We start from the raw sequence: 26366 nt of genomic DNA on the forward strand, positions 1-26366 counted from the left end.
CAAAATAGTTATCAATAATGGCTTAATAGCGACCATCTTGTTTCATTTCTCGCAATGCCTCGTCGAATCGCTCTCGCAGCCAAGCATGTTCCCTCAACTTAGAAAAAGCGATATAGCTGGGTGTCGCTTCAATAGGAGGAGAGAGGATTTCTAACACCTTATCCATCCCCTCACTAGCAATGATACTTCGAGCACCAAAACTGTTATTCACCCATATATCTGCCCGTCCGGTTCTCACCAGATGCGCACAGTCGCGAGTATGGTTACGCCTAAAAACCATTTTGAAACGGCTCTCTGCAAGTAAAGCGTCCATTCTTGCGCCGTAACTCACTCGGTTAACAACGCAGATAGTTGAATTGGATAAATCAGAGGTTAAGAATAAGTCACTAGAGATATTACTGTTTGTCTTCACGACTAAGCTGATGTTTTGTGTGAACAATATCTGGTGACTAAAATCGGCAAACTGTTCTCTTTGTGGATTTTTAAATGCTGTAAAAATTGCATCGGCTCGACCAAATTGGACATTACTTAACGCCCTCGCCCATGGCAATACTTCGATAGAAATTGGAACATTGAGTTGTTTAAATACCGCTTCTACTAATTCGACCGCCACTCCGGAAAGTTCATCTTCGTGACTGACAATATACGGTGGGTATTCAAGGGTAACGAGTTGAATTGGCGCTTCACTACGAACGTTAAAAGCGAGCCCAAAAAACAATGCAGATAACGCGATACGTCGAATCATGAACAAAGAAACTCAAAAGAGTTGAGCGATTCTGTTAAGCGCCGTTTAGCCGCAAGAGATACCACTGTCTGATTTTCATTTAACCTCCGAACTCACTGCTATAGTGGTAAGTAAAGTTCACCGCATTCACTTGTCAACTCGAATTGCACGAATCATCATTGACAAAAAAGCCAGAGCGAATGCTCTGGCTTTGAAATTAACCAATATCTGTATCGTGGTTAAGGTGTGTAATACGTTGCCGCACCTGGACCTACAGGTAGACCCAAGACAAATACCCACACATAGAACAGCAGACTCCAACCTACGATGAAACAAATAGAGTAAGGAAGCATAGTTGCGATAAGTGTACCAATACCTAGATTCTTCATGTAGCGAGTCGCTACGGCTAGGATAAGACCAAAGTAACTCATCATAGGTGTAATGATATTGGTGGTCGAATCACCGATACGGTATGCAGCTTGAATCGTTTCTGGCGCATAACCCACTAGCATTAGCATTGGAACAAAGATAGGTGCTGTTACTGCCCACTGAGCCGACGCTGAGCCGATCATTAGGTTAATGAAGCCACACATCAAGATGAATGCGAAGAACAACATTGGGCCTGTCAGACCAATATCTTGTAGGAAGTTAGCACCTGCAACAGCAAATACCTGACCAAAGTTCGTCCACTTAAAGAATGCAACAAACTGAGCAGCGAAGAACACCAACACAATGTACATACCCATAGAAGACATCGATTTAGCCATCGCATCGATCACGTCGCGATCCGTCTTCATCGTGCCCGTTACTTTGCCGTAAACAAAGCCTGGGATGGCAAAGAAGACAAAGATAAACGCTACGATACTCTTAAGGAATGGCGAACCAGCAACGGTACCCGCATCTGAACGAAGTACACCATCTGCAGGAACAATCGTCCAAGCAAGAAGCGCCGAAACGACAACAACAGCAAGACCAGCTAATTTAAGACCTTTCTTTTCAATATCCGTCAGTTTACCCATAGAGTCGTTTGACAGATCTTCCGATGCTTCCTCATCATTGTATTTGCCAAGTTTAGGCTCAACAATTTTCTCAGTAACAAACGCACCCATTGCAGCAATAAAGAACGTCGACACAAACATGAAGTACCAGTTAACTTCTGGACCAACTGTATAAGTCGGATCAATCATTTGTGCTGCGGTTTCAGTAATACCAGAAAGTAGCGGGTCAACGGTACCAATCAGTAGGTTCGCAGAGTAACCACCAGAAACACCGGCAAACGCTGCTGCAAGACCAGCAAGAGGGTGACGACCTAAAGAGTGGAATAGCATTGCAGCTAGTGGGATTAGAACCACATAGCCAAGCTCAGACGCGGTATTTGAAATGATACCAGCGAAGACTACCGTTACTGTAACCATGCGCTTTGACGCACCCATTACCATGCCGCGCATTGCAGCTGATAGAAGGCCAGAGTGCTCTGCGATTGCCACACCTAACATAGCAACAAGTACTGTACCTAACGGGGCAAAGCCTACGAAGTTCTTAACCAGGTTAGTAACGATCAGTTGTAGACCTTCAGCATTGAGTAGGCTGACAACATGGATCATGCCATCTGCTGAACGACCTTTCGCGCCTTCAGGGCGAGGATCCATAACAGATACTTCAAAGTAACCAGCAATACCGGAAGTGACCAGGATTGCTAAACAGAAGATGGCGAAAAGAGTGATTGGGTGGGGTAAAAGGTTCCCCAAATATTCAACAGTATCAAGAAAGCGCGTGAACAACGGCTTTTTTGGCGAGTTTTGTTTAATCGAAGCAGATGAACTCATCTGTTCCCTCCTTGTAGTTATTCCTGTGCAAATGTGACAAAAATGTTCCAAATGCCGGCAGAGATTACTCGACAAAACTCTCAATTTGAAATTCAAAATGTTACAAAGTGTGTAACACCCAATTCAATTTAACCAAAAATAAACAAAAAATCAGCAAACATGGCTAATTTTAAATCAAAATCCAGAATTATAGTTCAATGTCACGCATTTACTATCAGAATGAAACAAAATCTAACCTCTTGATTCGATTAAGGGTGATAGGAAAGCGCCCAAGATGAGAGTGACCTATTGCACACCATCTTGGACGATTAAAACCCTTGTTGAGGAAAAAGAGTCAACTGACGATTTTTAAACCAACCTCAAACATCCGTCGCACTATTTTTGCACTGCTTTAAACCTTGGGTTCGATTTACATATCACATAGAGTCGCCCACGACGTTTTACGATCTGGCAATCAGGATGACGACTCTTGGCACTCTTTAATGATTTCACTACTTTCATCTATTGGTCCCCTTTTTCAAACTGACCGAAACGACGTCTAAAGTTCGCCACACGACCCTCTTTTTGAATCACTCGTTGCTTACCTGTATAGAAAGGATGAGACTTCGAAGAGACTTCAACGGTGAAATAAGGGTAGGTTTTCCCATCACTCCATTCGATTGTTCGATATGTTTGTAGCGTAGAACCAATCAGAAAATACTCATCGACACTGGTGTCGTGAAAAACAACTGTTCGATATTGGGGGTGGATATTTGCTTGCATGATAAGCCCTTTCAAATCGTTATGTTATAACATATTAATTAGTAATCATTCTCAACAATCATTGCAAGCTTTTTTTGTGTTACTTTTGCTGAATCAGTAGTCCCCGAGTGAAAAGACCATGTATTCCGTAGAGCCGATCGGTTTTATTGAAAGCCCATACAAAGAGAAATTTGCCGTTCCCCGTCAACCAGGTTTAGTGTCCGCTGCCCGCTCTCGTGTCAGATTAACAGGAGCAGCAAACAGCCCTGAATCACTGCGTGGCATTGAGCAGTTCTCTCATGTTTGGTTGCTATTTTTGTTCGATCAGAATCTAGACGCAGGCTGGAAGCCAACCGTTCGTCCACCTCGTCTTGGCGGCAATGAACGAATTGGTGTCTTTGCTTCACGTTCAACTTTTAGACCAAACGGTATAGGTATGTCTGCGGTGAAAATAAAGGGAGTCACCAAACAAGGTGATCAGATCTACTTAGAGCTCGGAAATGTCGATTTGGTTGATGGCACACCTATCATCGATATCAAACCCTACATCCCCTACTCCGATGCGATTACGGCGGCAAGTGAAGGCTATGCTGAAGGAGAACCCGATACTTATCCCGTCAACTTTTCGGCCGCCGCCTTATCTCAGTTGCAGCAGCACAACGAGGCTGAGTATGTTACAGCGGTGATAGAACAGGTTTTGGCACAGGATCCTCGCCCAGCCTACAAAAAGAATAAGCCCGACAGTAAGGAATATGCGGTAAATTTGTTCGATCTTAACGTTAAGTTCATGGTCACCGATAACTTAATAACGGTTACTGCGATTGAAAGCTTTTGACAAAGGCAATTGGCTGATATTATAAGCGGCTAACAATTTTCCCTTTTGGGACTTCCATACTTCAATCCATTGCGGCTTGAGTATCTAACTTTAATAAACGGATAAGTTAAATGCGTACCAGTAATTATCTTCTTTCTACTCTGAAGGAGACTCCAAACGACGCAGAAGTAGTGAGCCACCAGCTCATGCTACGTGCAGGTATGATCCGTAAGCTGGCTTCAGGTCTATACACCTGGCTACCTACCGGTCTACGTGTTCTGCGTAAAGTCGAAAACATCGTTCGTCAAGAGATCGACAATGCAGGCGCTGTCGAAACTTTGATGCCCGTTGTTCAGCCGTTTGAACTATGGGAAGAAACAGGTCGCAGCGAGAAGATGGGCCCTGAGCTATTACGCTTTACTGACCGTCACACTCGTCCGTTTGTACTTAGCCCAACGGCTGAAGAAGTGATCACTAGCCTAGTGCGTAATGAAGTGAGCTCTTACAAGCAGTTACCGCTAAACCTGTACCAAATCCAAACTAAGTTCCGTGATGAACGTCGCCCACGTTTCGGCGTAATGCGTGCTCGTGAATTCTGCATGATGGATGCGTACAGCTTCGATATCGACAAAGCGGGTCTAGAGAAATCTTACCAAGCTATGCATGACGCTTACTGTAAAGCTTTTGACCGCATGGGTCTTGAGTACCGTCCTGTATTGGCAGATTCTGGTGCTATTGGTGGTAGTGGTTCTCAAGAGTTCCACGTGCTGGCTGAAAGCGGCGAAGACCTCATCGCCTTCTCGACTGAGTCTGATTACGCAGCGAACATCGAGAAAGCAGAAGCGGCAGCGCCTGCTGGCGATCGCGCAGAACCAACACAAGAGATGACGCTAGTCGACACTCCAAACGCGAAAACTATCGCTGAACTAGTAGAGCAATTCGATCTACCAATCGAGAAAACGGTTAAAACTCTATTCGTTAAAGCATCTGATGAAGTAGACGCTGAGATCATCGCACTTATCATCCGTGGCGACCACGAACTGAACGAAGTGAAAGCGGAAAACCTACCGCAAGTTGCAGCGCCTCTAGAGATGGCAACCGAAGAGCAAATTCGTGCGCTTATCGGTGCAGGTCCCGGCTCTTTAGGCCCTGTTGGTCTTGAGCTACCATTCATCGTTGACCGCACTGTAGCGGTAATGAGCGACTTTGGTGCTGGTGCGAACATTGATGATAAACACTACTTCGGTATCAACTGGGGTCGTGATGTTGAGCTAGGCCAAGTTGAAGATCTGCGTAACGTTGTTGAAGGTGATCCAAGCCCATGTGGTCAAGGTACCCTAATGCTAAAACGCGGTATCGAAGTCGGTCATATCTTCCAGCTAGGTAACGTTTACTCGGAAGCAATGAACTGTGGCGTTCTTGGTCCTGATGGTAAGAACGTCATCTTAGAGATGGGGTGTTACGGTATTGGTGTATCACGAGTAGTGGCTTCTGCAATCGAGCAAAACCACGATAAATACGGCATCATCTGGCCTGACGCTCTAGCACCTTTCCAAGTTGCTATCGTGCCAATGAACATGCACAAGTCTGAAGAAGTGAAAGAAGCGGCTGAGAAGCTGTACGCTGAACTGACTGCTATGGGTATCGAAGTGCTATTCGATGACCGTAAAGAGCGCCCAGGCGTGATGTTCTCGGATATGGAGCTTATCGGTATTCCTCATACTATCGTGATCGGTGACCGTTCTATGAAAGAAGGCAACTTCGAGTACAAGAACCGCCGCAACGGTGAGAAAACGGCAGTAGCGATGGCCGATATTGTTGAATACGTAAAAGCTCAGCTAGCATAAGCTTTCGCTAAGATATAGGAAGGCCGATGGAGACATCGGCCTTTTTTTTGAGCTGGATTATTATCTCTTCCAGGGAAGAAGTACTGTCAACACCTTTGTACTAAAGGTTCTTTCACCGTTCTACCAACCCCAACCTCTCGCAGGACGAAGTCCGGTCTCGTATTCCTACTCCAACGGCTCTGTAGGTGCCTGACTGGCGACCTTTTTGGGAGCAAAAGCAACATCCCTTAGCGCCGCAGAATTGCCATCGATAAGTTCACCAAAATGGAAAATACCAAACTCACCGGGTTTCATACGATGCCACTCTTCGTTATCAGTCAATGGTTGCGTCGCAATAACCGAAACTATGTCATTAGGCGTTGTTTCTTCTTGGAAATTGATCTCTACATCTTCATCAATCAGTGACGCTTTACCAAACGGAGCGCGACGCGTTATCCAATAAAGATGGTTGGTACAATATGTCATGATAAACTCACCGTCTGACAGCAGCATATTGAAGACACCTTTCTCTTTCAGTTGTTTGCAACACTCGGCAATAAAACGAAATACGCCGACCATATCTTGTGGAGGCTGTGGATAACGCAGCTCCATTTGATTCAATAACCAGCAAAATGACAGTTCACTATCTGTTTGGCCGACAGGGCGATGACGACCCGAATCTAAGCCTTGATAGTCAGTGAGTTGCCCATTATGGGCAAAAGTCCAGTAACGTCCCCAAAGCTCTCGGGTAAATGGGTGGGTGTTTTCAAGGTTCACTGCTCCACGATTCGCTTGGCGAATATGGCTAATCACTGCACAGCTTTTAATTGGATAGTTCTGGACCAGTTCAGCAATTTTTGAGTCACAGCTAGGGTTGGGATCTTTAAAATTACGAAAGCCCTTGCCTTCGTAAAAAGTAATGCCCCAACCATCACGATGCGGACCGGTGTTGCCACCACGTTGCATAAGACCGGTAAAACTAAAACAGATATCGGTTGGCACATTGGCGCTCATTCCGAGCAGTTCACACATGGTTTTAAAAACTCCCTATACAGCAACCGTATTAGTGCAAAGCACTAATACGGTTTACAACCCTTGATAAAGGGTTAATTTTCCATTTCTTTTTCAATCAGTTGGATCACAATGTGAATAATCTTGATGTGAATCTCTTGGATGCGGTCTGCGTAACCAAAATGAGGTACACGGATTTCAATATCCGCCAGACCTGCCATTTTACCACCATCCTTACCGGTTAGAGCGATGGTCTTCATACCCTTAGCGTGCGCAGCTTCAATCGCTTTAAGGATATTGCCAGAGTTACCTGAAGTCGACAGGCCAAATAGCACGTCACCTTTTGAACCTACCGCTTCTACATAACGAGAGAAGACATACTCATAACCAAAGTCATTGCTGACACAAGATAAATGGCTTGGGTCCGAAATCGCAATGCCTGGCAAACCAGGACGATTTTCGCGGTAACGGCCTGTCAGTTCTTCTGCAAAATGCATCGCATCACAGTGTGAACCACCATTACCACATGACAGTACTTTACCGCCTTGCTTAAATGAATCCGCAATCATTTTCGCCGCAGCTTCAATTTGAGCGATGTTATTCTCGTCGCTCAAGAACTTGTTTAGAACATCAGCAGCTTCATTCAATTCGCTTTTAATCAGGTCCTGGTACATAGGTTTTTCTCTAATTTTTGTAATAAATAGTTCTGTGAACAAGACAGAAACGGTTATCTACAGAGTTTACTCAAACAATTCTCACTGTCGATAGCTTGCCGATAACATTTACCGCTTTCTTGCCATTCTCCGCTCACAATTTCCGCACAGCTCGCCATTTTTAGACCTTTGACTCTACTTAGATCACTTTTTGAACAAATATAGGTTTTACATTTCATTAATATTTTGATTACACTTAACTGGTTAGACCTCTTACCCGTCACCGGCGAATAACCAACTATAAATCGCCGCAAAAGGAATATACATATGGACATTTTGCTCTCTATTCTTGGCTTTACCACGGTACTGGCAGTCTGCCTCTATCATCGCACCTCACTGCTAGTGTCGATTGCTGCACTGACTGTAACCATGGTTGCGCTTTCAATTTTCGGTTCTGCTGGTTCACTTAGTTGGATACTGTTTATCGCGGCAATTGCTACCTTAGCGGTTCCATCAATCCGTCAATCTCTGATTAGCAAGAAAGCGTTATCGCTGTTTAAAAAAGTGTTGCCTGCTATGTCTCAAACAGAGAAAGAAGCACTCGATGCAGGTACGGTTTGGTGGGAAGCAGAACTCTTCAAAGGCAAGCCAGATTGGAAAAAGCTTCACGACATCAAAGCCCCTCAATTGAGCGCAGAAGAACAAGCATTCCTAGACGGCCCTGTGAACGAAGTCTGTGCCATGGTCAATGATTACCAAGTCACTCATGAGCTTGCCGATTTACCACCTGAAGTTTGGCAATACCTAAAAGACAACAAATTCTTCGCGATGATCATTAAGAAAAAATATGGTGGCCTAGAGTTTTCAGCGTATGCACAATCCCTAGTATTGCAGAAACTGACCGGTGTCTCTGGTGTGCTGTCTTCAACGGTTGGCGTTCCTAACTCATTGGGTCCAGGTGAACTGCTGCAACATTACGGTACCACTGAGCAAAAAGAATACTACTTGCCTCGACTTGCAGAAGGTAAAGAGATCCCATGTTTTGCCCTAACTAGCCCTGAAGCGGGTTCAGATGCGGGCTCAATTCCAGATTTTGGTATTGTCTGCAAAGGTGAGTGGCAAGGTAAAGAAGTGCTTGGTATGCGTCTGACGTGGAACAAACGCTACATCACGCTGGCACCGGTTGCGACTGTGTTGGGTCTAGCGTTTAAACTGCGCGACCCAGATGGCCTACTTGGTGATCAACAAGATATTGGCATCACCTGTGCCCTTATTCCAACACATTTAGAAGGTGTTGAAATTGGCAACCGCCATTTCCCACTTAACGTGCCTTTCCAAAATGGTCCAACACGTGGCCAAGACCTGTTTGTTCCTCTTGATTTCATCATCGGCGGTCCAAAAATGGCTGGCCAAGGCTGGCGTATGTTGGTTGAGTGTCTGTCGGTAGGTCGTGGTATCACTCTGCCTTCAAACTCGACGGGTGGCATTAAGTCCGCCGCTTTAGCCACGGGAGCCTACGCTCGTATTCGCCGTCAGTTTAAGCAACCAATCGGCCACATGGAAGGTATCGAAGAGCCATTGGCACGCCTTGGCGGCAATGCTTATGTCATGGATGCTGCAAGTAACCTAACAGTCGCGGGTATTGACCTTGGTGAGAAACCATCCGTCATCTCTGCGATTGTAAAATACCACTGTACTCACCGTGGTCAGCAAAGCATCATCGACGCTATGGACATTGTCGGCGGAAAAGGCATCTGTCTTGGCCCTTCTAACTTCCTTGCTCGTGGTTACCAAGGTGCGCCCATTGCGGTGACAGTTGAAGGTGCAAACATTCTGACTCGCTCTATGATCATCTTTGGTCAAGGTGCTATTCGTTGTCACCCTTACGTATTGGAAGAGATGAATGCAGCCTACTCAGAAGCCTCAGACGCGCTAGACAAGTTTGACTCTGCGCTGGCTGGACACGTCAGCTTTACCATGAGTAATCTTGTTCGCAGCTTCTGGCTTGGTTTAACAGATGGTCGTTTCTCGGATGCACCGGTCAAAGATGCCACAACGCGTTACTACCAGAAGCTTAACCGATACAGTGCCAACATTGCCTTCCTTTCTGATATTTCAATGGCAGTGCTTGGCGGTTCCCTGAAACGCAAGGAACGTCTATCTGCTCGCTTGGGCGATATTTTGAGCCAGTTGTACTTAAGCTCTGCAACATTAAAACGCTTTGAGAGTGACGGCCGTATTGCAGATGACCTACCTTTAGTACATTGGGGACTACAAGATAGTCTGAAACAAACTGAGTTGGCGATTGATGAGTTTTTAGCAAACTTCCCGAACAAAGTCCTCGGTAAAGCCCTGCGTCTAGTCATCATGCCGTTTGGTCGAGTTCGTAAAGCACCGAGTGATAAGCTGGATAGCCAAGTGGCTCAAATTCTGCAAACACCGAGCGAAACTCGTTCACGTATTGGCCGTAACCAATACTTGGCAGCAACTGAATTCAACGCGGCAGGTCGTATTGAGCAGGCTCTAGAAGTGATTCTGCAAGCAGAGCCAGTATTCAACAAAATCTGTGAGCAGCTAGGTCAACGTCGCCCATTCTTGCGTCTAGATGAAGTCGCTCAACTGGGCCTAGAAAAAGGCATCATTGATGCTGACGATGCGAAACTACTGACTGAAGCAGAGCAACATCGCTTATACGTCATTAACGTTGATGACTTCAGCCCAGAGGAACTGGCTGCAAAGCCAATGCCTCTGCTTCAACCAGAGATGGATGAAGTGGCGTAACCCAACTTAAAACTGAAACAAAGGGCTGCAATCGCAGCCCTTTGTTTATTCTTGTATCAAAGAATGCCTAGAGGAAAGACGGTAGCCCCATTAACGCGGGTCCCATTAACGACTCACTACTTTTTAGGCATATCGAGTTGCATTTCCGGCAGTGCTTGTCTGCTTGCCTTTAGCTTACGCATAACAAACCAAACCGCGATACCCAATATCAGTACCACCAAATTACCCACACCAATTAGAATCATGGTACGAGTGCGTTTAGCTTCGCGCATCTCCATCATTTGAATTTCTTCCAGCATTTTTTGCTGCTTGAGACGCTCTTCTTCCTGCAAACGACGGGTTTCGGCAATATCTACCTCTTCTACCACGCTGTATGTGTGTTCACTGATCGGGAAAATCAGTGGTCGCTCAGAGCCCATTTCGGTTGCAAAGGCTTTACCATGCCAAGCATAGAGACCAAGATCGGCACTGTAAGGAATCTCAAGCGTCAGCTTATTGCTCTCTTCGCCCGCACTGCCCTGAACGGTGGTCAACGCACCATTAGGAGAGGTATGCTCAACGTGACCGGCAATCGAGCCTGGTTTAATCATTCCCTGCTCACCTGCAAAGACAATCTGGTTAGGACTCATTTCTTCACGAGACTGAATAAAGGTAGCCAACAGGGGCGATGGGTAGACTAAAACCTCTTGCTCTTGAGCACGCAAGAACACGCCATTACCAGAAGTGATTCTGACACGATACTTGCCTGGCTCACTGGTAATAGGCAAAGCAACGGTGAAAATACCATCGCCAGCAACCTCATCAAGATCCTTACCATCATCAGCGAACTCACCAATTACTTCAGGTAATGGACGTGCCTCCTTCACCAACGACTCTTCATTCTCGACATATTTCGTAAAGGTCACTTTCAGTTTCACACGATCAAGAAAATCTCTTAATACGAGTGGCTGATTGTCTGAGGTCAAGCGGGCATTAAACTTAATCGACTCTCCTTGATACAATCGAGTCGGCAGCGTGTCCGTGGACAGCTCAAGATGAGAAATCAGCTTTATCTTGTTCTTGGGAGTCACTTTACCAATTGCTTGCCAAGGGCCAGGCATAGGATTATCAATGGAAACGATGTCCATTGAAGGTTCTTGGTACCAGCGAACATTGTCTGGACTACGCCAGGCATAATATTTCTTGCCGTCGGGTCTCACTAAGACCACTGGTTGAGAACTTTGCGCTCGGTAGATAACAAAGGTAATTTGCTTAATCGACGGGTCGACTCTAAAGCGATTATCCAACAACGACATTGAGGTTCCTTCGGCAGCATAGCCTAACGAACTAAATACAAAACCTAAAATGGCAATCCAAAACCTCAACATCCTTTCTCCTACTGACGCCAGAGACAGCTACCGCTGTTCTCTACTATGTCTAATCTACTTTGGTGGGCTTCTAATTCATCGGCTGTTGCACGTAAAACCTTTAGCGATTTTCGACCACTTGCCGCACGTTTTATGACTTCGCCCTCTTCACCTCCAGAGCTCCCTGCATTGAACTGCAGCGAAGTCTGTCCACCCGTCATTAGCAGGTAAACATCTGCCAGAATCTCGGCATCGAGTAATGCCCCGTGGAGAGTACGGTGAGAGTTATCTATACCGTAACGATCACAAAGTACGTCAAGGTTGTTTCGCTTGCCAGGGAAGATTTTCTTCGCCATAGCCAGCGTATCGGTCACTTTACAATAGTCAATCGTCTTGCCGATGCTAGGGTCAAGCATCCGAAACTCATTGTCCATGAAGCCAACGTCGAAGGGCGCATTGTGCGCCACCAGCTCAGCCCCTTTGATGAAGTCTAGAAATTCAGCATGGACATCACGATAGTCTGGTTTGTCGACCAAAAACTCATCGGTAATACCGTGAACTTCTACCGCATCAGGCTGAATTTCACGATCGGGTTTGATGTAGACATGGAAATGACGCCCTGTCAGTTTGCGGTTTATGATCTCCACAGCACCGATTTCAATGATTCGGTGATCCTGATAGTGAGGTCCACCCTCACGGTTCATACCTGTGGTTTCTGTATCGAGTACAACGATACGATGTTGATTAGAATTGTTGCTGGTATTCATAACAATATGTGTGTCAGACTATGTCAATAATGTGCTTAACCCAATAGTATCAAATCATGACGAAACAGGTGGAAATTTTCACTGATGGTTCTTGTTTAGGTAACCCAGGTCCTGGTGGTTACGGAATCGTACTCCGCTATAAACAGGTCGAAAAAACGCTCGCCAAAGGTTTTACCCTTACCACAAACAACCGTATGGAAATGATGGCTACCATTGTCGCCTTGCAAGCTTTAAAAGAGCCATGCGACGTAATTCTAACGACCGACAGTCAATATGTTCGTCAAGGTATTACTCAGTGGATACACAACTGGAAAAAGCGCGGCTGGAAAACAGCAGACAAGAAACCCGTTAAGAATGCCGATCTTTGGCAAGCGCTTGATACAGAAACCCAGCGCCATAGCATCGATTGGCGCTGGGTCAAAGGTCACGCAGGGCATAGAGAAAACGAAATGTGTGATGAATTAGCCCGTACCGCAGCGGAAAACCCAACCGATGAAGATGTCGGTTATCAGCCTAGCTAGTTGGAGCTAGACTGTCGGCTCGACACTTTGTAATTGACGCCAACTGGCGTCAATTTTCGTTTTAACTTCCAGTGAGGCTTAATTAGCTTGAGTGGATAAGTACGTTTTCGTGCCACGATAAAATAGAGACTTCCCGCAGGTGCCGCCCAATCGCCAAGACTGTTCTCCAACCAAGTCCACATAGTGCGATATTTCTGCATAGGGAACAGTGCGTAACTGTCGCACTCCAACACCTGATAGTTTAATAGCCCAAGCCAATCTTTAACTCGATTGGGCGTAAACATCCGACCGCTCCATGGTAAATTGTTACGTCGCCAAGGCATTAAGCTCGCAAGCCCAGTAAAACTGATTGGGTTGAAACCCGTTATAATCAGGTAACCATCATCAATCATGACTCGGTCAACTTCTCGTAACATACGATGAGGATCGTTACAGTAGTCAAGTTGATGGGACATCAGCACAGCATCGAAACTTTTTTCCAGAAAGGGCAAATCGTAACCATCTGCAATCACATTGTGCAAAGGGTTCTGGATATCTAAGTGAACTTGATGTTGAATGTTACAGTTGAAGCTGGTTAACTCGCAGCTCAACCCGCCCAGCTTAAGTAGGTGATATCCGAATAGTTTTGGGCACCATTCGTCAATGCGGGTTTGAATTGAATCACTGACCCACTGGCCATTTTTTAGCTGAGACCATGAATGAGGCTTTTCAAGCTTTTTTCTGCTAAGTGCTGGTTTCATATATAACCTGCTTCACCCTGGTAACTGGAGACACAACCATGTTGAATATCAAAAGCATACCCGCATTTAATGATAATTACATCTGGGTAATTGAAAATAGCGATCGTCGTTGTGCTGTGGTTGATCCAGGTGACGCGACCCCAGTCCTCACTTACCTAAAAGAGCACGAACTGAATTTAGAGGCAATTCTCATTACTCACCACCACAATGACCATATTGGTGGTGTTGCTGAGCTGGTACGACAGTTTCCTAACGTCGATGTTGTCGGACCCGCCAACGAACCTGTACCCACCTTAACTCATGCCGTCGATGCAGGAGATCAAATAGAGCTATTTGATGAAATCTTTTTTGTTCTAGGTTTAGAAGGCCATACTAGTGGCCATATCGGCTATGTCGGAGATGGAAAGTTATTCTGTGGTGACGTGCTGTTCTCTGCCGGATGTGGGCGCGTATTTGAGGGAACGATGGAACAGATGCATAACTCTCTCAACAAACTCGCAGCCTTGCCAGAAGAGACGGAGGTCTACTGTGCACACGAGTACACCACCAGCAATCTGGCCTTTGCACTGGCCGTTGAACCAGATAATAGTCAGTTGCAACAATATCGAGACGAAGTAAACCGCTTAAGAGCGCAAAACAAACCGACGTTACCGACTACCATTCGCCGAGAAAAGTGGATCAATCCATTTTTGCGTACCGATCAGCCTAGCGTTATCCGTTCCGTATCAAATAGAACCTCTCAAACTGATCCACTCGCGATTTTTACGGCATTACGTGAGTGGAAGAACGAATTTTAACGATTTGCTGCTTGTCACCTACTGAGAGAGGCAAGTATTATCAGCAGCCAAATAGAAAAAGGGCTGTGCAATGCGAGTTAAACACAGCTGGGTATTGGCATTACTCTTAGCAGGTTGTCAGCTTACCCAGCCGACCGATTCTGGAGAAGCCGTCTCTCCAGATACCAACAATCCAACCATAACACCGACTGAGCCTGTAGCTCAGCCAGAAAAACCGGTAGTCAAAGTCGAGCCGGTGGTCACACCGCAAACTCAGCAAGACGTCTGGCAGCGTATCGCGATGCAACTCGATATGCCGATCCCTGATCACCAACTGGTCGATTACTACCGCACATGGTATTTGAAGCATCCAAATCATTTAAAAACGGTTTCGCAACGCGCCGAACCTTTCCTATATTTGATTACAGAGAAGATCGAACAACGTGGCTTGCCACTGGAACTGGCACTTCTTCCTGTCGTTGAAAGTTCATTTGATGCCTTCGCTTACTCTCATGGTAGTGCCGCTGGTTTATGGCAGTTTGTTCCCGGTACGGGCGAGATGTACGGTCTCAAACAAAACTTCTGGTACGATGGTCGTCGCGATGTCCCCGCTGCGACAGATGCTGCACTCGATTACCTGACTTACCTAAATAAGCGTTTTGATGGCGATTGGACACACGCGATTGCCGCGTACAACAGCGGTGGCGGCCGTGTCTCCAGCGCTATCCGCAAAAACAACAAACTCGGTAAGCCAATCGACTTCTTCTCTCTCGACTTACCAAAAGAAACCAGTGGTTATGTGCCAAAATTACTGGCTCTGGCAGACATTGTCGCCAATCAAGAAAAATACGGTATTGAAATCCCACCTATCGCCAACCGACAGGTTGTGGAATTGGTCAATCCCAAAGAACAGCTCGACCTTGCTATCGCGGCTAACTACGCTGGTATCAGTGTCAAAGAGCTGCAAAGCTTGAATCCAGCATACAACCAATGGGCTACAGCACCAGATGGTCCACACCAGTTGCTGCTACCTATGGACAACGTCGCTCAGTTTAACAGTGCGGCTAGCAAAAACCGTGGTAAAGGGATGAAAGTGGTACGCTACAAAGTGAAATCCGGCGATACTTTGAGTGTTTTGGCTGAGAAATATAACACGACAGCCCAAGTCATCCGCACTGCGAATAATATTAGCGGCAATAACATCCGAATCGGCCAACACATAATGATTCCGACCTCAACTCGTGACGACAAAGCGTATGCCCTCAGCGCATCAAACCGCTTAGCTAAAACGCAGTCTGAAAGTCGAGGTCAGTACAAACAGACTCATACGGTACGTTCTGGCGATAGCTTATGGTCCATTGCCAAAGCCAACAAAGTGTCTCACCAATCTCTTGCGAAATGGAATGGAATGGGACCAAGAGATACCCTGCGAGTTGGGCAGAAACTGGTTATTTGGAAAAATAGCTCTGATGGCGCCGTCGTCAGAACCGTCTTCTATAGCGTTCGCTCAGGAGACACGATCAGTGGTATTGCCACCAAATTTAAAGTGAAGTCCAATGACATCGTCAAATGGAATGATCTGAGCAATCAGAAGTACCTCAAACCAGGTCAAAAGCTGAAGCTGTATGTTGATGTAACTAAGGTAAGTGTATGAGCCCCTCAAGTAACCCTATTATTATGCTGGTCGATATCTTCCGTTCGCCTAGCGCCTGTTTTCTCGCTCTCTACCAACGTGGAGCTTGGGGCTGGCAACCATACATTTTCTTGATTCTCTCTCCATTTTTATTTTGGGGAGCGTACTTTGATATGGTCAACTTTGATTGGCTGAGAGAAACGCTTGCGGCTCAGTTGGCGGTCACGAATCCTAAGCAACTTGAGCTTATAGACGCAAACACCCTTATGGCCAGCGAAATCATCAGCGATATTGCAGGCAGAACCCTGACTATCTTGATGCTAGCATTTTGGTTCAACCTAGCAACGAAGCCAAGCCAGCATCAACATGGCTTTTGGAAGTGGTTCGCCGCGAGTGCAGTCATTACCTTCCCTGCTATCATTGGCGACTTAGCAAGTTACGTAAGTGCGCTACTGAAACATGGTCAGGTGTTAGTTTATGCCGCAGATCTCAATAGCCTTAATGGTTTTCTCAAGCTGCCACTCACCAATCCTTGGTCTCAATTTGCCAGTTCATTCCCAATACTGCTCCCTTGGTACATTGCCTTGGGCTATGCCGCGGTCGGGACTTGGACTGAGTTTGAACGAGGTCAGGCTCTTGCCATTTCAGCGCTTCCATGGCTAGCCTACTACCTGATCTGGGCACTTTATATTGTCATTTTTTAATCGGTTATAAGTGAAAAGTCACTAAGATTGGATTGTGATCAGAGGCGTCAGAGACTGGCGCCTCTGCTTTTTCTAACGTAAGTCCACGATAGAAAACATGATCCAAAGGTAGGCCGGTCATAAACTGAGTCCGGTTATCACTGTCATAGGTCACCTCCTTTAATCCCAATGAACTTAGCGCTTCGGACATCACTCTCAAACGCTCTTGGCTCCAGCTATTAAAATCGCCTGCCACAATCACTGGCCCCTGATGTTCACTGAGTTCCTGTGCCAATACGTTTAACTGACGATGATATTCTTCAGTGCCATAGGTAAAGTTGACCGCATGGATATTCACGACCGCAAGTTGTTGCCCATTTGACAGCGGATAGAGTACGTAGAGTGCCGATTTAGGTAGACGAAGCCAAGGTTCAAGTTCTGTATATGCACAAGCTTTTAGTGGTGTATTCAAAGATAAATTCAGCACCCCAGCCGTGGTATCAAACGCTTTAAAAGCATCAACTTGGCTACCAAACCACCGCCCTTGCTTCAGCCACTCTCTCAGCTCCCCCGTCATGCTGGCTTCCTGCAGCAAGACCAGTTGTTTACCTTGAGCATAGTTGCTCAAGCTAGAGCTCCAGTTAGATCGATTTTGCTTATAGATATTCCACACTAACAAGCTAATTTGCTGGTTTTGATCAAGCTGTTTGGCCGTTGGGTTTTCGTAGCATGTCAGGGATAGCTGTTCTGAATCATGGTCATATGACGTTATTTGAGCCTGAGAAGGCAAACTAAAAACGCTCTTATATCCAATCAGTGCTGTACCAACGAAAAGCAGAGCAACTACAAACCAATGAGCTTTTTTCATTTCTCACTATCCAAAAAAATAAAAAAGAGCCATGCGGCTCTTTTCCCAAGGTGTATCTTTAAATTGCGTCTTCGTCTTCTTCGCCAGTTCGGATTCGAACGATACGCTCAACATCGGTGATAAAGATTTTACCGTCGCCAATTTTACCCGTTTGCGCTGTCTCAATAATGGTGTCGACACACTGATCAGCCACTTCGTCAGTGACAACAATTTCAAGCTTTACTTTAGGTAGAAAGTCGACCATATACTCAGCGCCACGATATAGCTCAGTATGACCTTTCTGACGTCCGAAGCCTTTTACTTCTGATACCGTCATGCCTGTAATGCCTACTTCCGCCAGTGCCTCACGGACATCATCTAATTTGAATGGCTTAATGATGGCTTCAATCTTTTTCATGTTCATCCCTTAAACTATTGTTACTTGCGCCATTATCCCACGATAACTAGGTAATAAAAAGCCCGAGCGAATCATGCTCGGGCTGATTTCTCACAACTCGGTTACTTCAAGCTTGCGTAGTATGCAGCAAGGTTAGCGATATCAGCATCACTTAATGCTGCAGCCTGCGCTTGCATCACAGCCGCTAAACCGCCGTTACGCTCTTTATTTTTGTACGCATTGATTGCAGACACAAGGTACTGTTCATTCTGACCTTTTAGATTCGGATAACCAGGGATAATTGCAATACCATCAGCACCATGACACGCAGCACATACCGCGGCTTTTGCTTGCCCTGCTGCTGCATCACCAGCTGCCAACGCCTGACCACTTAGCAACCCCATTCCTAATACCAATCCAATTGCGAATTTCTTCATTGCTCTTCCTTATAATTCCATGTTAGTTGTGCGTTCTTATGTATACAATTTTACATAAACAACAATGGCTTGTCCCAGACGAGTTCACAATCCTGACCTGCAAAATGGCGATCAATAAATAAATCACCCACCGCCACAACTTGCTGATCACAAATTACTATAGGTATTCTACGTCGTAGCCAGCTAGGTACATCATATTCTTGGAACAATTTTTTGAGCTTTCTGCTGTGCCCACGCTCAACGGGATGCGCACTTAATCCCTGAGGTTCAAAAATTACCTGTAGCTTTCCCTGACTTAGTGCTTGTTTTGATAATTGTCCATGCGACGAACTGCGAAGAACTAAGCGGCCTAAATCTTCTGGTAATACACACGCTTGATCGAATCGAAGATCTTGCCGCCACTCCATCAAAGGTTGCCACTCTCTGACGAAATAGAGCCGATTGGCGTGACGTCTGATTTGTCCGTCAATCAACGCGAACTGAGGATTTGCATCTTGCTGAGCACAAGCAACCTGTGGCCATACAAGCTTCAACTGTTCACGCGAAGGCATACGAACGTTTTGCCGAGCTAACCACATACGCAATGCTCGAGTTCGAACTAACTCACTATAGGTGGCCAACGTATTGATATCGAGACTCGCATCACTGTGAAGCGCACTGTTCAACTTGTCACTCATCAATTCATCAAGCAATGCCTCTTGCTCCGCACACAGTTCTGCGCTCCGCTGGACAGCTTGATTGAAGTAAGGCCACCGCTCCGTCAGCGGTGGAGAGACAGTATGTCGGATAAAATTACGCTCAAAGCGCTGGTCAAGATTACTCTCATCTTCCACCCAAGTTAGCTGCTTCTGCTCAGCGTAACCTTCTATCTGTTGACGGCTTATCGTCAATAGTGGTCTGACAATCTTAGCGTGTGCAAATGGCATCGCCTCTGCCATCGCAGACAAGCCTTTAGGTCCACTTCCCCGTTTGAGAGCGAGTAGGAATGTTTCTACTTGGTCATCGGCATGCTGTCCTGTCAGCAATAGATCATCGTTCTCGAGATGGTTAACTAACGCCTGATATCTCGCTTCTCTGGCACTCTCTTCTAAACTACGCCCTTTGCGATCCAGTTGTACTTTTTCAATTACTAAAGGCACATTGAGTTGCTGACACCATTGCTGACACTGTCGCGCCCACTGATCGGCATTGACACTTAATCCGTGATGAACATGCACCGCTAGACACTCAGTCTGCTGACTCCGACTGTACTCGGCCATCAAGTCGAGCATAACCCGTGAATCCAATCCGCCACTTAACCCAAGCACAAGACGACCTTGAGCTTGAGCGTGACGTTCAATAACAGTGGCAAAGTGGGACTTAAGACTCATAAATAGAAAGCATTTGACGATTCAAAACACCAGTTTATCACTGGAAACAAAAAAGGCTGAACCCTAGTTCAGCCTTTAAGCAAAATCCGTATAGATTAACAGTAACCGTAGCTCATTAGGCGTTGGTAACGACGTTCAAGAAGCGTGTCATTATCGAACTGTTCTAACTCTTCAAGCTGACGAACTAACGTATCTTTCATGTTCTTAGCCATCTGAAGGTGATCACGGTGCGCGCCGCCTAGTGGCTCTTCGATGATTTCGTCAATCAATTCAAGCTCTTTTAAGCGAGGAGCGATAAGACCCATTGCTTCTGCAGCTTGTGGCGCTTTGTCAGAATCACGCCATAGGATTGAAGCACAACCTTCTGGAGAAATCACTGAGTAAGTAGAGTACTGAAGCATGTTTACGTAGTCGCCTACACCGATAGCAAGTGCACCACCAGAACCACCTTCACCTACAACGTTACAAATAACAGGCACTTTCAAACCCGCCATCACTTTTAGGTTGGTCGCGATAGCTTCAGATTGACCACGCTCTTCTGCACCAACACCTGGGTACGCGCCCGCGGTATCGATGAAAGTAATGATCGGCATATTAAAACGTTCTGCCGTTTGCATTAGACGTAGCGCTTTGCGGTAACCTTCTGGTTTTGGCATACCAAAGTTACGTTTCACTTTCTCTTTTGTTTCACGACCTTTCTGATGACCAATAACCATGACTGGACGGCCGTTTAGACGAGCCATACCACCTACAATCGCCTTGTCATCAGCGTAGTGACGGTCACCTGCCAACTCATCAAACTCAGTGAAAACATGCTCGATGTAATCAAGTGTATAAGGACGTAATGGGTGACGAGCAAGTTGGGCAGTTTCCCAAGCACCAAGGTCGCTAAATGTTTTCTTCTTTAGTTCTAAGCTTTTTTTCTCTAGCTGTTCGATCTCTTTATCAAGATCAACACCAGAATCACCACCGTGACGAGAGACATCACGTAGTGCTTCAATTTTTGCTTCTAGCTCTGCGATTGGTTTTTCAAATTCTAAAAAATTCAGGCTCATCTATAGATCCTTTCTTATTCGGTAACCTTCTACCGAACTTAGTTAAATTCGAGTTCTACCTGGCCTTTCCCAAGTAGTTGTTTTAAATCATCTAATAATGCGTCGCTTGGCGTAACTCGCCATTCTGTACCCAACGTTAAACGCGCTCGCGCATCTGAGCGTTGGTAGTATACATGGACAGGAACGCTCCCCGCCCTATGAGGCTCTAGTATTTGACTAAACCGCTCAAAAAATCGGTCATTAATTTGAGATTCATCAATTGAAACCGATAGGCCCCGTGCATATTTTTCACGAGCGGTTCCGAGATCCATGACCTCGCGCGCGGACATTTTAAGACCACCATTGAAATCATCAAAGCTGACCTGTCCTGAAACGACCAATATTTTATCTTTTTCTAACAATTCTGCGTAGCGATCGAGCGCATCAGAAAACAGCATGACCTCCATTCGGCCACTGCGATCATCCAGCGTCATAAGACCGATACGGGTACCACGTTTAGTTGTCATGACACGAGCAGCAATAACCAGACCAGCCAGAGTCACGCTCTGATCGCGCCTTGTTGGTGTTGCATCTTTTAATCGACAACTGGTGTACTTGCCAAGTTCCTTACTATACGCATTTATAGGGTGCCCTGTTAAATAAAGGCCAAGTGTGTCACGTTCTCCCTCTAGCCAGACTTTCTCAGGCCATGGCTCAACTTTGATGTACTTGTGCTCAACTTCTTCAGGAGCTTCTGTCAGAACGCCAAAAAGATCACTTTGCCCAAATGCTTCCGCTTGGTGGTGTTGGCTGGCTGCTTTTACGGCATCTGCAAGTGATGCCATCATCGCAGCTCGGTGCGGCCCAAGGCGATCAAGAGCACCTGCATAGATAAGTTTTTCAATAACTCGCTTATTCACTTTCTTGAGGTCAATACGCGCACAGAAATCAAACAGATCTTTGAAGTAGCCACCTTTATTCCGCGCTTCAAGAATGGCTTCAATCGGGCCTTCACCCACCCCTTTAATTGCGCCGATACCGTAAACGATAGCCCCCGTTTCATCGACATTAAAGCGGTATAGACCCGCATTAATATCGGGTGGAAGCACCTTTAGCTTCATACGGAAACACTCATCGACTAGGCCAACGACCTTCTCTGTGTTATCCATATCAGCAGTCATTACCGCGGCCATAAATTCGGCTGGGTAATGCGTCTTTAACCAAAGCGTCTGGTAAGAGACAAGCGCATAGGCTGCTGAGTGAGATTTGTTAAAGCCGTAGCCCGCGAACTTCTCCACAAGGTCGAAGATCTTCATCGCCAGCTCGCCATCAACTCCGTTCTTCTCCGCGCCCTCTTTGAAGGTGCCGCGCTGCTTAGCCATCTCTTCCGGTTTTTTCTTACCCATCGCACGACGCAGCATATCTGCGCCACCCAGAGTATAACCCGCAAGGATCTGGGCAATTTGCATTACCTGTTCTTGATACAGGATGATGCCGTAGGTTGGGTCAAGCGTCTCTTTTAAAGACTCGTGCTGCCAAGTTTCATCTGGGTATGAGATTGCCTCTCGACCATGCTTACGGTCAATAAAGTTATCTACCATGCCCGATTGCAACGGACCAGGTCGGAACAGGGCTACTAGTGCGATGATATCTTCAAAACAGTCTGGCTGAAGTCGCTTGATCAACTCTTTCATACCGCGTGATTCCAACTGGAATACCGCTGTCGTCTCTGAATTTTGCAGTACGTTAAATGACGCCTGATCGTCAAGAGGGATCGACTCAATGGCGACGGCTGGCTTACCTTCGCGCTCAAGACGAGGGTTGATCAAGCCTAAAGCCCAGTCGATGATGGTCAGTGTCCGCAGACCCAAGAAGTCAAACTTAACCAGACCCGCCGTTTCTACGTCATTCTTGTCAAACTGAGTAACTGGAAAGTTACCTTCTGCATCCGCGTATATCGGAGCAAAGTCAGTAATAGTCGTCGGAGAGATAACTACGCCACCCGCGTGCTTACCGGCATTTCGTGTACACCCTTCTAGAATGCGACACATGTCGATAAGCTCTTTTACCTCTTCGTCGTTTTCATACAATTCAGGTAATGCTGGCTCTGCTTTAAATGCCTTTTCGAGGGTCATACCTGGATCGGGTGGTACCAGCTTGGAGATTCGATCAACGAAACCAAAACCATGCCCAAGCACACGACCTACATCGCGGATTACCGCTTTTGCCGCCATCGTACCAAAGGTAATAATCTGAGACACGGCGTCACGACCGTACATTTCTGCGACGTGATCAATCACCTGATCGCGCTTGTCCATACAGAAGTCGACGTCGAAGTCGGGCATGGAGACACGCTCTGGGTTAAGAAATCGTTCGAAAAGTAGGTCATACTCAAGTGGGTCAAGATCGGTGATCTTCAACGCGTAAGCAACGAGAGAGCCCGCACCAGAACCACGGCCAGGCCCTACTGGAATACTGTTATCTTTTGACCACTGGATAAACTCCATTACGATCAAGAAGTAACCAGGGAAGCCCATGTTATTGATAACTTCCAGTTCAACATCAAGACGCTCATCATACTCAGGTCGTCGTTGTGCACGAACTTGAGGATCAGGGAAAAGGAACTCAAGTCGCTCTTCTAAGCCCTCTTTTGACTTCATGACCAAAAACTCGGTCTCTTTCATCCCTTCAGTTGGGAAGGCGGGTAGGAAGTACTCGCCAAGACGTACCGTGACGTTACAACGCTTAGCAATTTCAACACTGTTTTCAAGCGCTTCAGGAATATCTGAGAAAAGTTCACACATTTCTTGTTCGCTACGCAAATATTGCTGAGGGCTGTAGTTTTTTGGTCGACGAGGGTCTTCTAGAGTGTAGCCATCGTGAATGGCAACACGAATTTCATGGGCATCAAACAGGGACTCATCGAGAATAACCACATCATTGGTCGCAACGACAGGTAGCTCCGCTTGTTCCGCTAGCTCCAACGCGAAGTGAAGATAAGTCTCTTCATCGGCGCGTCCGGTTCTCGTCAGCTCAAGATAAAAGCGATCTGGGAAATGGGTTTGATAAAACTCAACACACTCAGACACTACTTTGTGGTTGCCCTTCAATAACGCCTTACCAATTTCGCCATTTTTACCGCCTGACAGTAAGATAACACCTTCAGACAGTTCAACTAGCCACTCTCTATCAATGACAGGCTGGTGCTGAACATGACCACGCAAATACGCTTTTGAGATAAGCAACGTTAGGTTCTTGTAACCGACATTGTCAGCCGCTAGAGCCGTCAACTTTGTTAACTCATCACCAAACCCAGCCGACTGCATCAAGAAATCGGCACCGATGATCGGCTTAACCCCACAACCATGCGCGGTACCGTAAAACTTAACCAAACCACAGAGGTTGGTAAAATCGGTCAACGCCACCGCTGGCATGCCCAATTCAGCCACTTTCTTCACCAATGGTGGTACTTTTGACAAGCCGTCAACCATGGAAAAGTCACTATGAACTCGAAGGTGGATAAACTTAGGGTCTGACATGAATATCGTCCAGAAAGATAACTAATTTGGGAAGACAATTGGGTATTTTAAGTGAAAAACGCGTACTTATATACCCCTTAACAGGGCTTTCTACTCGATGCCAAGAGCCCGTTTAACGGGTTTAAAACTCTTGCGGTGCTGATCGATCACGCCATGCTGCTCAATCGCATCAAAATGCGCCTTAGTCGGATAGCCTTTATGTTTTGCAAACCCAAACTCTGGATACTGCTTGTCCAGCTCTTCCATCTCTTGGTCACGAACCACTTTTGCAATAATGGAAGCAGCACTGATCTCCGCAACTCGTAGGTCACCTTTTACAACCGCCTGTGAGTCCATAGGGAGCTGTGGGCAGCGGTTTCCATCAATAAGCACGAGATCGGGTTGAATTGACAGCCCTGCGATGGCGCGCTGCATGGCAACCATGGTCGCTTGCAAAATGTTTAACTGGTCAATTTCTTGCGGGCTGCAACGGCCAACTGACCATGCCAACGCCTTCTCTTGAATTTCAGGTAATAAGGCGAGGCGTTTTTTCTCTGACAGCTTTTTTGAGTCATTCAAGCCTTCAATTGGATTCTTAGGATCAAGAATAACAGCGGCCGTCACCACATCACCAACAAGAGGACCACGCCCTACTTCGTCAACCCCCGCGATTAACTGATAACCCATTGGGTATTCAAATGGCGGGAGTTCTTTTGTCTGTTTTGTCATTGTCTTACTCTCTGCCGATCAGTTTAAGCACCGCTTGAGCGGCTTGGTTATCGGCATCTTTACGGATCCAGTGATGCATTTCAGTGAACTTTTCAATCATCTTTTCACCACCATTTTCAATTAGACGAGTGACTTCGCGAGAGAGATTCTCCGGTGTGCACTCTTCAAGCAGGTACTCTTTGACTAACTCTTGATCAGCAAGAATATTGGGGAGTGAAACGTATTTGGTCTTGACTAGACGACGAGCAATGAACGCGGTAATCGCATTGACTCGGTAGCCAACTACCATTGGTCGTTTAAGCAGCATACATTCAAGTGCGACCGTTCCTGATGCCAGCATCACAGTATCCGCTGCGGTTATGACGTTTTTCGCCGTGTCATTAACCAATTTAAAATCGAGTTCTGGCGCGATTTGTTGCCAAGCTTGTTCAAATTGCTCACGGCGTTTTTCATTGACCAAGGCAACGACAAAACCTAACTCTGGATATTGCTTATGCAGCAACTGACAAGCTTTGATAAATGGCTCAGCCAGCATCTTAAGTTCACTGCCACGGCTACCTGGCAATACCGCTAGCCATTGCTTATCTTGTTGTAAACCTAATAGCTCGCGTGCTGGTGCCTTAGCCGATTCCATAGGAATGGCATCCGCTAATGTGTGGCCAATAAACTCACATGGAACATTAAACTTGTCATAGAAGGCTTTTTCGAATGGTAAGAAAGCCAGCACTAAGTTGGTTGCAGCTTCAATCTTGAAGATACGCTTTTGACGCCACGCCCAAACCGACGGGCTAACATAATGGACGGTTTTAATTCCCGCTTGCTTTAGATCTAACTCAAGTCGCAAGTTGAAGTCCGGTGCATCAATGCCAACGAATACATCTGGAGGGTTATCGGTGAAGAACTTAACTAACTCAGCTTTGACTTTTAGCAAACGCGGCAGTCGACCTAATACTTCAACCAATCCCATCACCGCGAGCTCTTCCATCTCAAACAGTGATTGGCACCCTTGAGCGATCATCTTCGGCCCGCCGATCCCAACGAATTCTGCATCTGGGTATTTCGCTTTTATCGCCTTGATAAAGCCTTCACCCAACGTGTCCCCTGACAATTCGCCTGCGACAATTCCAATTCGTAATGGTTTTTCCATTGCTGACTGACCTATCTGATTTATTGCTTTAAAACGCAAAAAAGA

Annotated in this window: 24 protein-coding genes; 7 read left to right on the forward strand and 17 right to left on the reverse strand. The window is 46.2% G+C overall.

The annotated features are described in order from the left end of the window. Nucleotides 1–22 precede the first annotated feature (22 nt). From DA100_RS18230 to DA100_RS18245, 4 genes are all read right to left on the reverse strand, one after another. Complete coding sequence (locus DA100_RS18230) at nucleotides 23–745, reverse strand: transporter substrate-binding domain-containing protein (protein ID WP_138973425.1); 723 nt, start codon at nucleotides 743–745, stop codon at nucleotides 23–25. Between the two features lie 218 nt (nucleotides 746–963). Beyond that, nucleotides 964–2550: an AbgT family transporter gene (locus DA100_RS18235; RefSeq protein WP_138973426.1), complete on the reverse strand. Its 1587-nt coding sequence runs from the start codon at nucleotides 2548–2550 to the stop codon at nucleotides 964–966. Nucleotides 2551–2925: 375 nt separating this feature from the next. Then, entirely contained in the window at nucleotides 2926–3051 is a 126-nt protein-coding gene (gene ykgO / locus DA100_RS18240; RefSeq protein ID WP_009847431.1) for a type B 50S ribosomal protein L36, read from the reverse strand. Continuing rightward, nucleotides 3052–3312, reverse strand: coding sequence for a type B 50S ribosomal protein L31 (locus DA100_RS18245; RefSeq protein ID WP_138973427.1), 261 nt, complete (start codon nucleotides 3310–3312; stop codon nucleotides 3052–3054). It abuts the gene before it with no gap. 118 nt (nucleotides 3313–3430) lie between these two features. Here DA100_RS18245 and tsaA point away from each other — a divergent pair, with 118 nt between their 5' ends. Continuing rightward, entirely contained in the window at nucleotides 3431–4126 is a 696-nt protein-coding gene (tsaA, locus tag DA100_RS18250) for a tRNA (N6-threonylcarbamoyladenosine(37)-N6)-methyltransferase TrmO (protein ID WP_138973428.1), read from the forward strand. Between the two features lie 110 nt (nucleotides 4127–4236). Next, a complete protein-coding gene (locus tag DA100_RS18255) occupies nucleotides 4237–5952 on the forward strand; it encodes a proline--tRNA ligase (RefSeq protein ID WP_138973429.1) in 1716 nt (571 codons plus the stop codon). A 165-nt stretch (nucleotides 5953–6117) separates the two neighbouring features. Here the strand turns inward: DA100_RS18255 and DA100_RS18260 are convergent, their stop codons facing one another. Continuing rightward, entirely contained in the window at nucleotides 6118–6963 is an 846-nt protein-coding gene (locus DA100_RS18260; protein WP_138973430.1) for a class II glutamine amidotransferase, read from the reverse strand. Nucleotides 6964–7037: 74 nt separating this feature from the next. Next, a complete protein-coding gene (gene lpcA, locus DA100_RS18265; protein ID WP_138973431.1) occupies nucleotides 7038–7616 on the reverse strand; it encodes a D-sedoheptulose 7-phosphate isomerase in 579 nt (192 codons plus the stop codon). A gap of 306 nt (nucleotides 7617–7922) precedes the next feature. Between lpcA and fadE the strand changes: the two genes are divergently transcribed. Continuing rightward, the gene (gene fadE, locus DA100_RS18275; protein WP_138973433.1) at nucleotides 7923–10376 is read left to right on the forward strand and encodes an acyl-CoA dehydrogenase FadE; all 2454 of its coding nucleotides are present in this window, start codon (nucleotides 7923–7925) and stop codon (nucleotides 10374–10376) included. 116 nt (nucleotides 10377–10492) lie between these two features. Here fadE and DA100_RS18280 read toward each other — a convergent pair whose 3' ends face one another. Both DA100_RS18280 and dnaQ read right to left on the reverse strand, forming a co-directional pair. Continuing rightward, entirely contained in the window at nucleotides 10493–11743 is a 1251-nt protein-coding gene (locus tag DA100_RS18280; protein WP_138973434.1) for a TIGR03503 family protein, read from the reverse strand. 8 nt (nucleotides 11744–11751) lie between these two features. Next, nucleotides 11752–12489 (reverse strand): DNA polymerase III subunit epsilon, encoded by a 738-nt coding sequence (dnaQ, locus tag DA100_RS18285; RefSeq protein WP_138973435.1) that lies wholly within the window; start codon nucleotides 12487–12489, stop codon nucleotides 11752–11754. Between the two features lie 56 nt (nucleotides 12490–12545). On the opposite strand from dnaQ, the gene rnhA reads away from it, so the two are divergent. After that, nucleotides 12546–13010 (forward strand): ribonuclease HI, encoded by a 465-nt coding sequence (rnhA, locus tag DA100_RS18290; RefSeq protein WP_138973436.1) that lies wholly within the window; start codon nucleotides 12546–12548, stop codon nucleotides 13008–13010. On the opposite strand, the gene DA100_RS18295 is transcribed toward rnhA, so the two are convergent. After that, nucleotides 13007–13750: a class I SAM-dependent methyltransferase gene (locus tag DA100_RS18295; RefSeq protein ID WP_138973437.1), complete on the reverse strand. Its 744-nt coding sequence runs from the start codon at nucleotides 13748–13750 to the stop codon at nucleotides 13007–13009. The two genes, rnhA and DA100_RS18295, sit on opposite strands and share 4 nt — an antisense overlap. Before the next feature lie 38 nt (nucleotides 13751–13788). Here DA100_RS18295 and gloB point away from each other — a divergent pair, with 38 nt between their 5' ends. From gloB to DA100_RS18310, 3 genes are all read left to right on the forward strand, one after another. Then, complete coding sequence (gene gloB, locus DA100_RS18300) at nucleotides 13789–14547, forward strand: hydroxyacylglutathione hydrolase (protein ID WP_138973438.1); 759 nt, start codon at nucleotides 13789–13791, stop codon at nucleotides 14545–14547. A 70-nt stretch (nucleotides 14548–14617) separates the two neighbouring features. After that, nucleotides 14618–16180 (forward strand): LysM peptidoglycan-binding domain-containing protein, encoded by a 1563-nt coding sequence (locus DA100_RS18305; RefSeq protein ID WP_138973439.1) that lies wholly within the window; start codon nucleotides 14618–14620, stop codon nucleotides 16178–16180. After that, nucleotides 16177–16863 (forward strand): YIP1 family protein, encoded by a 687-nt coding sequence (locus DA100_RS18310; RefSeq protein WP_138973440.1) that lies wholly within the window; start codon nucleotides 16177–16179, stop codon nucleotides 16861–16863. Before DA100_RS18305 ends, DA100_RS18310 begins: the two co-directional genes overlap by 4 nt. Nucleotides 16864–16867: 4 nt before the next feature. On the opposite strand, the gene DA100_RS18315 is transcribed toward DA100_RS18310, so the two are convergent. The 8 genes from DA100_RS18315 to lpxB form a co-directional block, all read right to left on the reverse strand. Beyond that, entirely contained in the window at nucleotides 16868–17710 is an 843-nt protein-coding gene (locus tag DA100_RS18315; protein ID WP_138973441.1) for an endonuclease/exonuclease/phosphatase family protein, read from the reverse strand. A gap of 58 nt (nucleotides 17711–17768) precedes the next feature. Continuing rightward, nucleotides 17769–18107: a nitrogen regulatory protein P-II gene (glnB, locus tag DA100_RS18320; RefSeq protein ID WP_004415234.1), complete on the reverse strand. Its 339-nt coding sequence runs from the start codon at nucleotides 18105–18107 to the stop codon at nucleotides 17769–17771. A gap of 101 nt (nucleotides 18108–18208) precedes the next feature. Next, nucleotides 18209–18523, reverse strand: coding sequence for a cytochrome c (locus tag DA100_RS18325; protein WP_138973442.1), 315 nt, complete (start codon nucleotides 18521–18523; stop codon nucleotides 18209–18211). Between the two features lie 50 nt (nucleotides 18524–18573). After that, nucleotides 18574–19893, reverse strand: coding sequence for a tRNA lysidine(34) synthetase TilS (tilS, locus tag DA100_RS18330; protein ID WP_138973443.1), 1320 nt, complete (start codon nucleotides 19891–19893; stop codon nucleotides 18574–18576). 95 nt (nucleotides 19894–19988) lie between these two features. Continuing rightward, nucleotides 19989–20948 (reverse strand): acetyl-CoA carboxylase carboxyl transferase subunit alpha, encoded by a 960-nt coding sequence (gene accA, locus DA100_RS18335; RefSeq protein ID WP_138973444.1) that lies wholly within the window; start codon nucleotides 20946–20948, stop codon nucleotides 19989–19991. Nucleotides 20949–20986: 38 nt separating this feature from the next. Next, the gene (gene dnaE / locus DA100_RS18340; protein ID WP_138973445.1) at nucleotides 20987–24466 is read right to left on the reverse strand and encodes a DNA polymerase III subunit alpha; all 3480 of its coding nucleotides are present in this window, start codon (nucleotides 24464–24466) and stop codon (nucleotides 20987–20989) included. Between the two features lie 90 nt (nucleotides 24467–24556). Further along, the gene (gene rnhB, locus DA100_RS18345) at nucleotides 24557–25174 is read right to left on the reverse strand and encodes a ribonuclease HII (RefSeq protein ID WP_138973446.1); all 618 of its coding nucleotides are present in this window, start codon (nucleotides 25172–25174) and stop codon (nucleotides 24557–24559) included. A 4-nt stretch (nucleotides 25175–25178) separates the two neighbouring features. Then, a complete protein-coding gene (lpxB, locus tag DA100_RS18350; protein ID WP_138973447.1) occupies nucleotides 25179–26321 on the reverse strand; it encodes a lipid-A-disaccharide synthase in 1143 nt (380 codons plus the stop codon). Nucleotides 26322–26366 lie beyond the last annotated feature (45 nt).

This window comes from Vibrio sp. Hep-1b-8 (assembly GCF_006124995.1).
GTDB lineage: Bacteria > Pseudomonadota > Gammaproteobacteria > Enterobacterales > Vibrionaceae > Vibrio.

Excerpts from the sequence above, each read along its gene's own strand:
- DA100_RS18230 (WP_138973425.1), bottom strand. The coding sequence starts at position 745 with ATGATTCGACGTATCGCGTTATCTGCATTGTTTTTTGGGCTCGCTTTT.
- DA100_RS18235 (WP_138973426.1), bottom strand. The coding sequence starts at position 2,550 with ATGAGTTCATCTGCTTCGATTAAACAAAACTCGCCAAAAAAGCCGTTG.
- ykgO (WP_009847431.1), bottom strand. The coding sequence starts at position 3,051 with ATGAAAGTAGTGAAATCATTAAAGAGTGCCAAGAGTCGTCATCCTGAT.
- DA100_RS18245 (WP_138973427.1), bottom strand. The coding sequence starts at position 3,312 with ATGCAAGCAAATATCCACCCCCAATATCGAACAGTTGTTTTTCACGAC.
- tsaA (WP_138973428.1), top strand. The coding sequence starts at position 3,431 with ATGTATTCCGTAGAGCCGATCGGTTTTATTGAAAGCCCATACAAAGAG.
- DA100_RS18255 (WP_138973429.1), top strand. The coding sequence starts at position 4,237 with ATGCGTACCAGTAATTATCTTCTTTCTACTCTGAAGGAGACTCCAAAC.
- DA100_RS18260 (WP_138973430.1), bottom strand. The coding sequence starts at position 6,963 with ATGTGTGAACTGCTCGGAATGAGCGCCAATGTGCCAACCGATATCTGT.
- lpcA (WP_138973431.1), bottom strand. The coding sequence starts at position 7,616 with ATGTACCAGGACCTGATTAAAAGCGAATTGAATGAAGCTGCTGATGTT.
- fadE (WP_138973433.1), top strand. The coding sequence starts at position 7,923 with ATGGACATTTTGCTCTCTATTCTTGGCTTTACCACGGTACTGGCAGTC.
- DA100_RS18280 (WP_138973434.1), bottom strand. The coding sequence starts at position 11,743 with ATGTTGAGGTTTTGGATTGCCATTTTAGGTTTTGTATTTAGTTCGTTA.
- dnaQ (WP_138973435.1), bottom strand. The coding sequence starts at position 12,489 with ATGAATACCAGCAACAATTCTAATCAACATCGTATCGTTGTACTCGAT.
- rnhA (WP_138973436.1), top strand. The coding sequence starts at position 12,546 with ATGACGAAACAGGTGGAAATTTTCACTGATGGTTCTTGTTTAGGTAAC.
- DA100_RS18295 (WP_138973437.1), bottom strand. The coding sequence starts at position 13,750 with ATGAAACCAGCACTTAGCAGAAAAAAGCTTGAAAAGCCTCATTCATGG.
- gloB (WP_138973438.1), top strand. The coding sequence starts at position 13,789 with ATGTTGAATATCAAAAGCATACCCGCATTTAATGATAATTACATCTGG.
- DA100_RS18305 (WP_138973439.1), top strand. The coding sequence starts at position 14,618 with ATGCGAGTTAAACACAGCTGGGTATTGGCATTACTCTTAGCAGGTTGT.
- DA100_RS18310 (WP_138973440.1), top strand. The coding sequence starts at position 16,177 with ATGAGCCCCTCAAGTAACCCTATTATTATGCTGGTCGATATCTTCCGT.
- DA100_RS18315 (WP_138973441.1), bottom strand. The coding sequence starts at position 17,710 with ATGAAAAAAGCTCATTGGTTTGTAGTTGCTCTGCTTTTCGTTGGTACA.
- glnB (WP_004415234.1), bottom strand. The coding sequence starts at position 18,107 with ATGAAAAAGATTGAAGCCATCATTAAGCCATTCAAATTAGATGATGTC.
- DA100_RS18325 (WP_138973442.1), bottom strand. The coding sequence starts at position 18,523 with ATGAAGAAATTCGCAATTGGATTGGTATTAGGAATGGGGTTGCTAAGT.
- tilS (WP_138973443.1), bottom strand. The coding sequence starts at position 19,893 with ATGAGTCTTAAGTCCCACTTTGCCACTGTTATTGAACGTCACGCTCAA.
- accA (WP_138973444.1), bottom strand. The coding sequence starts at position 20,948 with ATGAGCCTGAATTTTTTAGAATTTGAAAAACCAATCGCAGAGCTAGAA.
- dnaE (WP_138973445.1), bottom strand. The coding sequence starts at position 24,466 with ATGTCAGACCCTAAGTTTATCCACCTTCGAGTTCATAGTGACTTTTCC.
- rnhB (WP_138973446.1), bottom strand. The coding sequence starts at position 25,174 with ATGACAAAACAGACAAAAGAACTCCCGCCATTTGAATACCCAATGGGT.
- lpxB (WP_138973447.1), bottom strand. The coding sequence starts at position 26,321 with ATGGAAAAACCATTACGAATTGGAATTGTCGCAGGCGAATTGTCAGGG.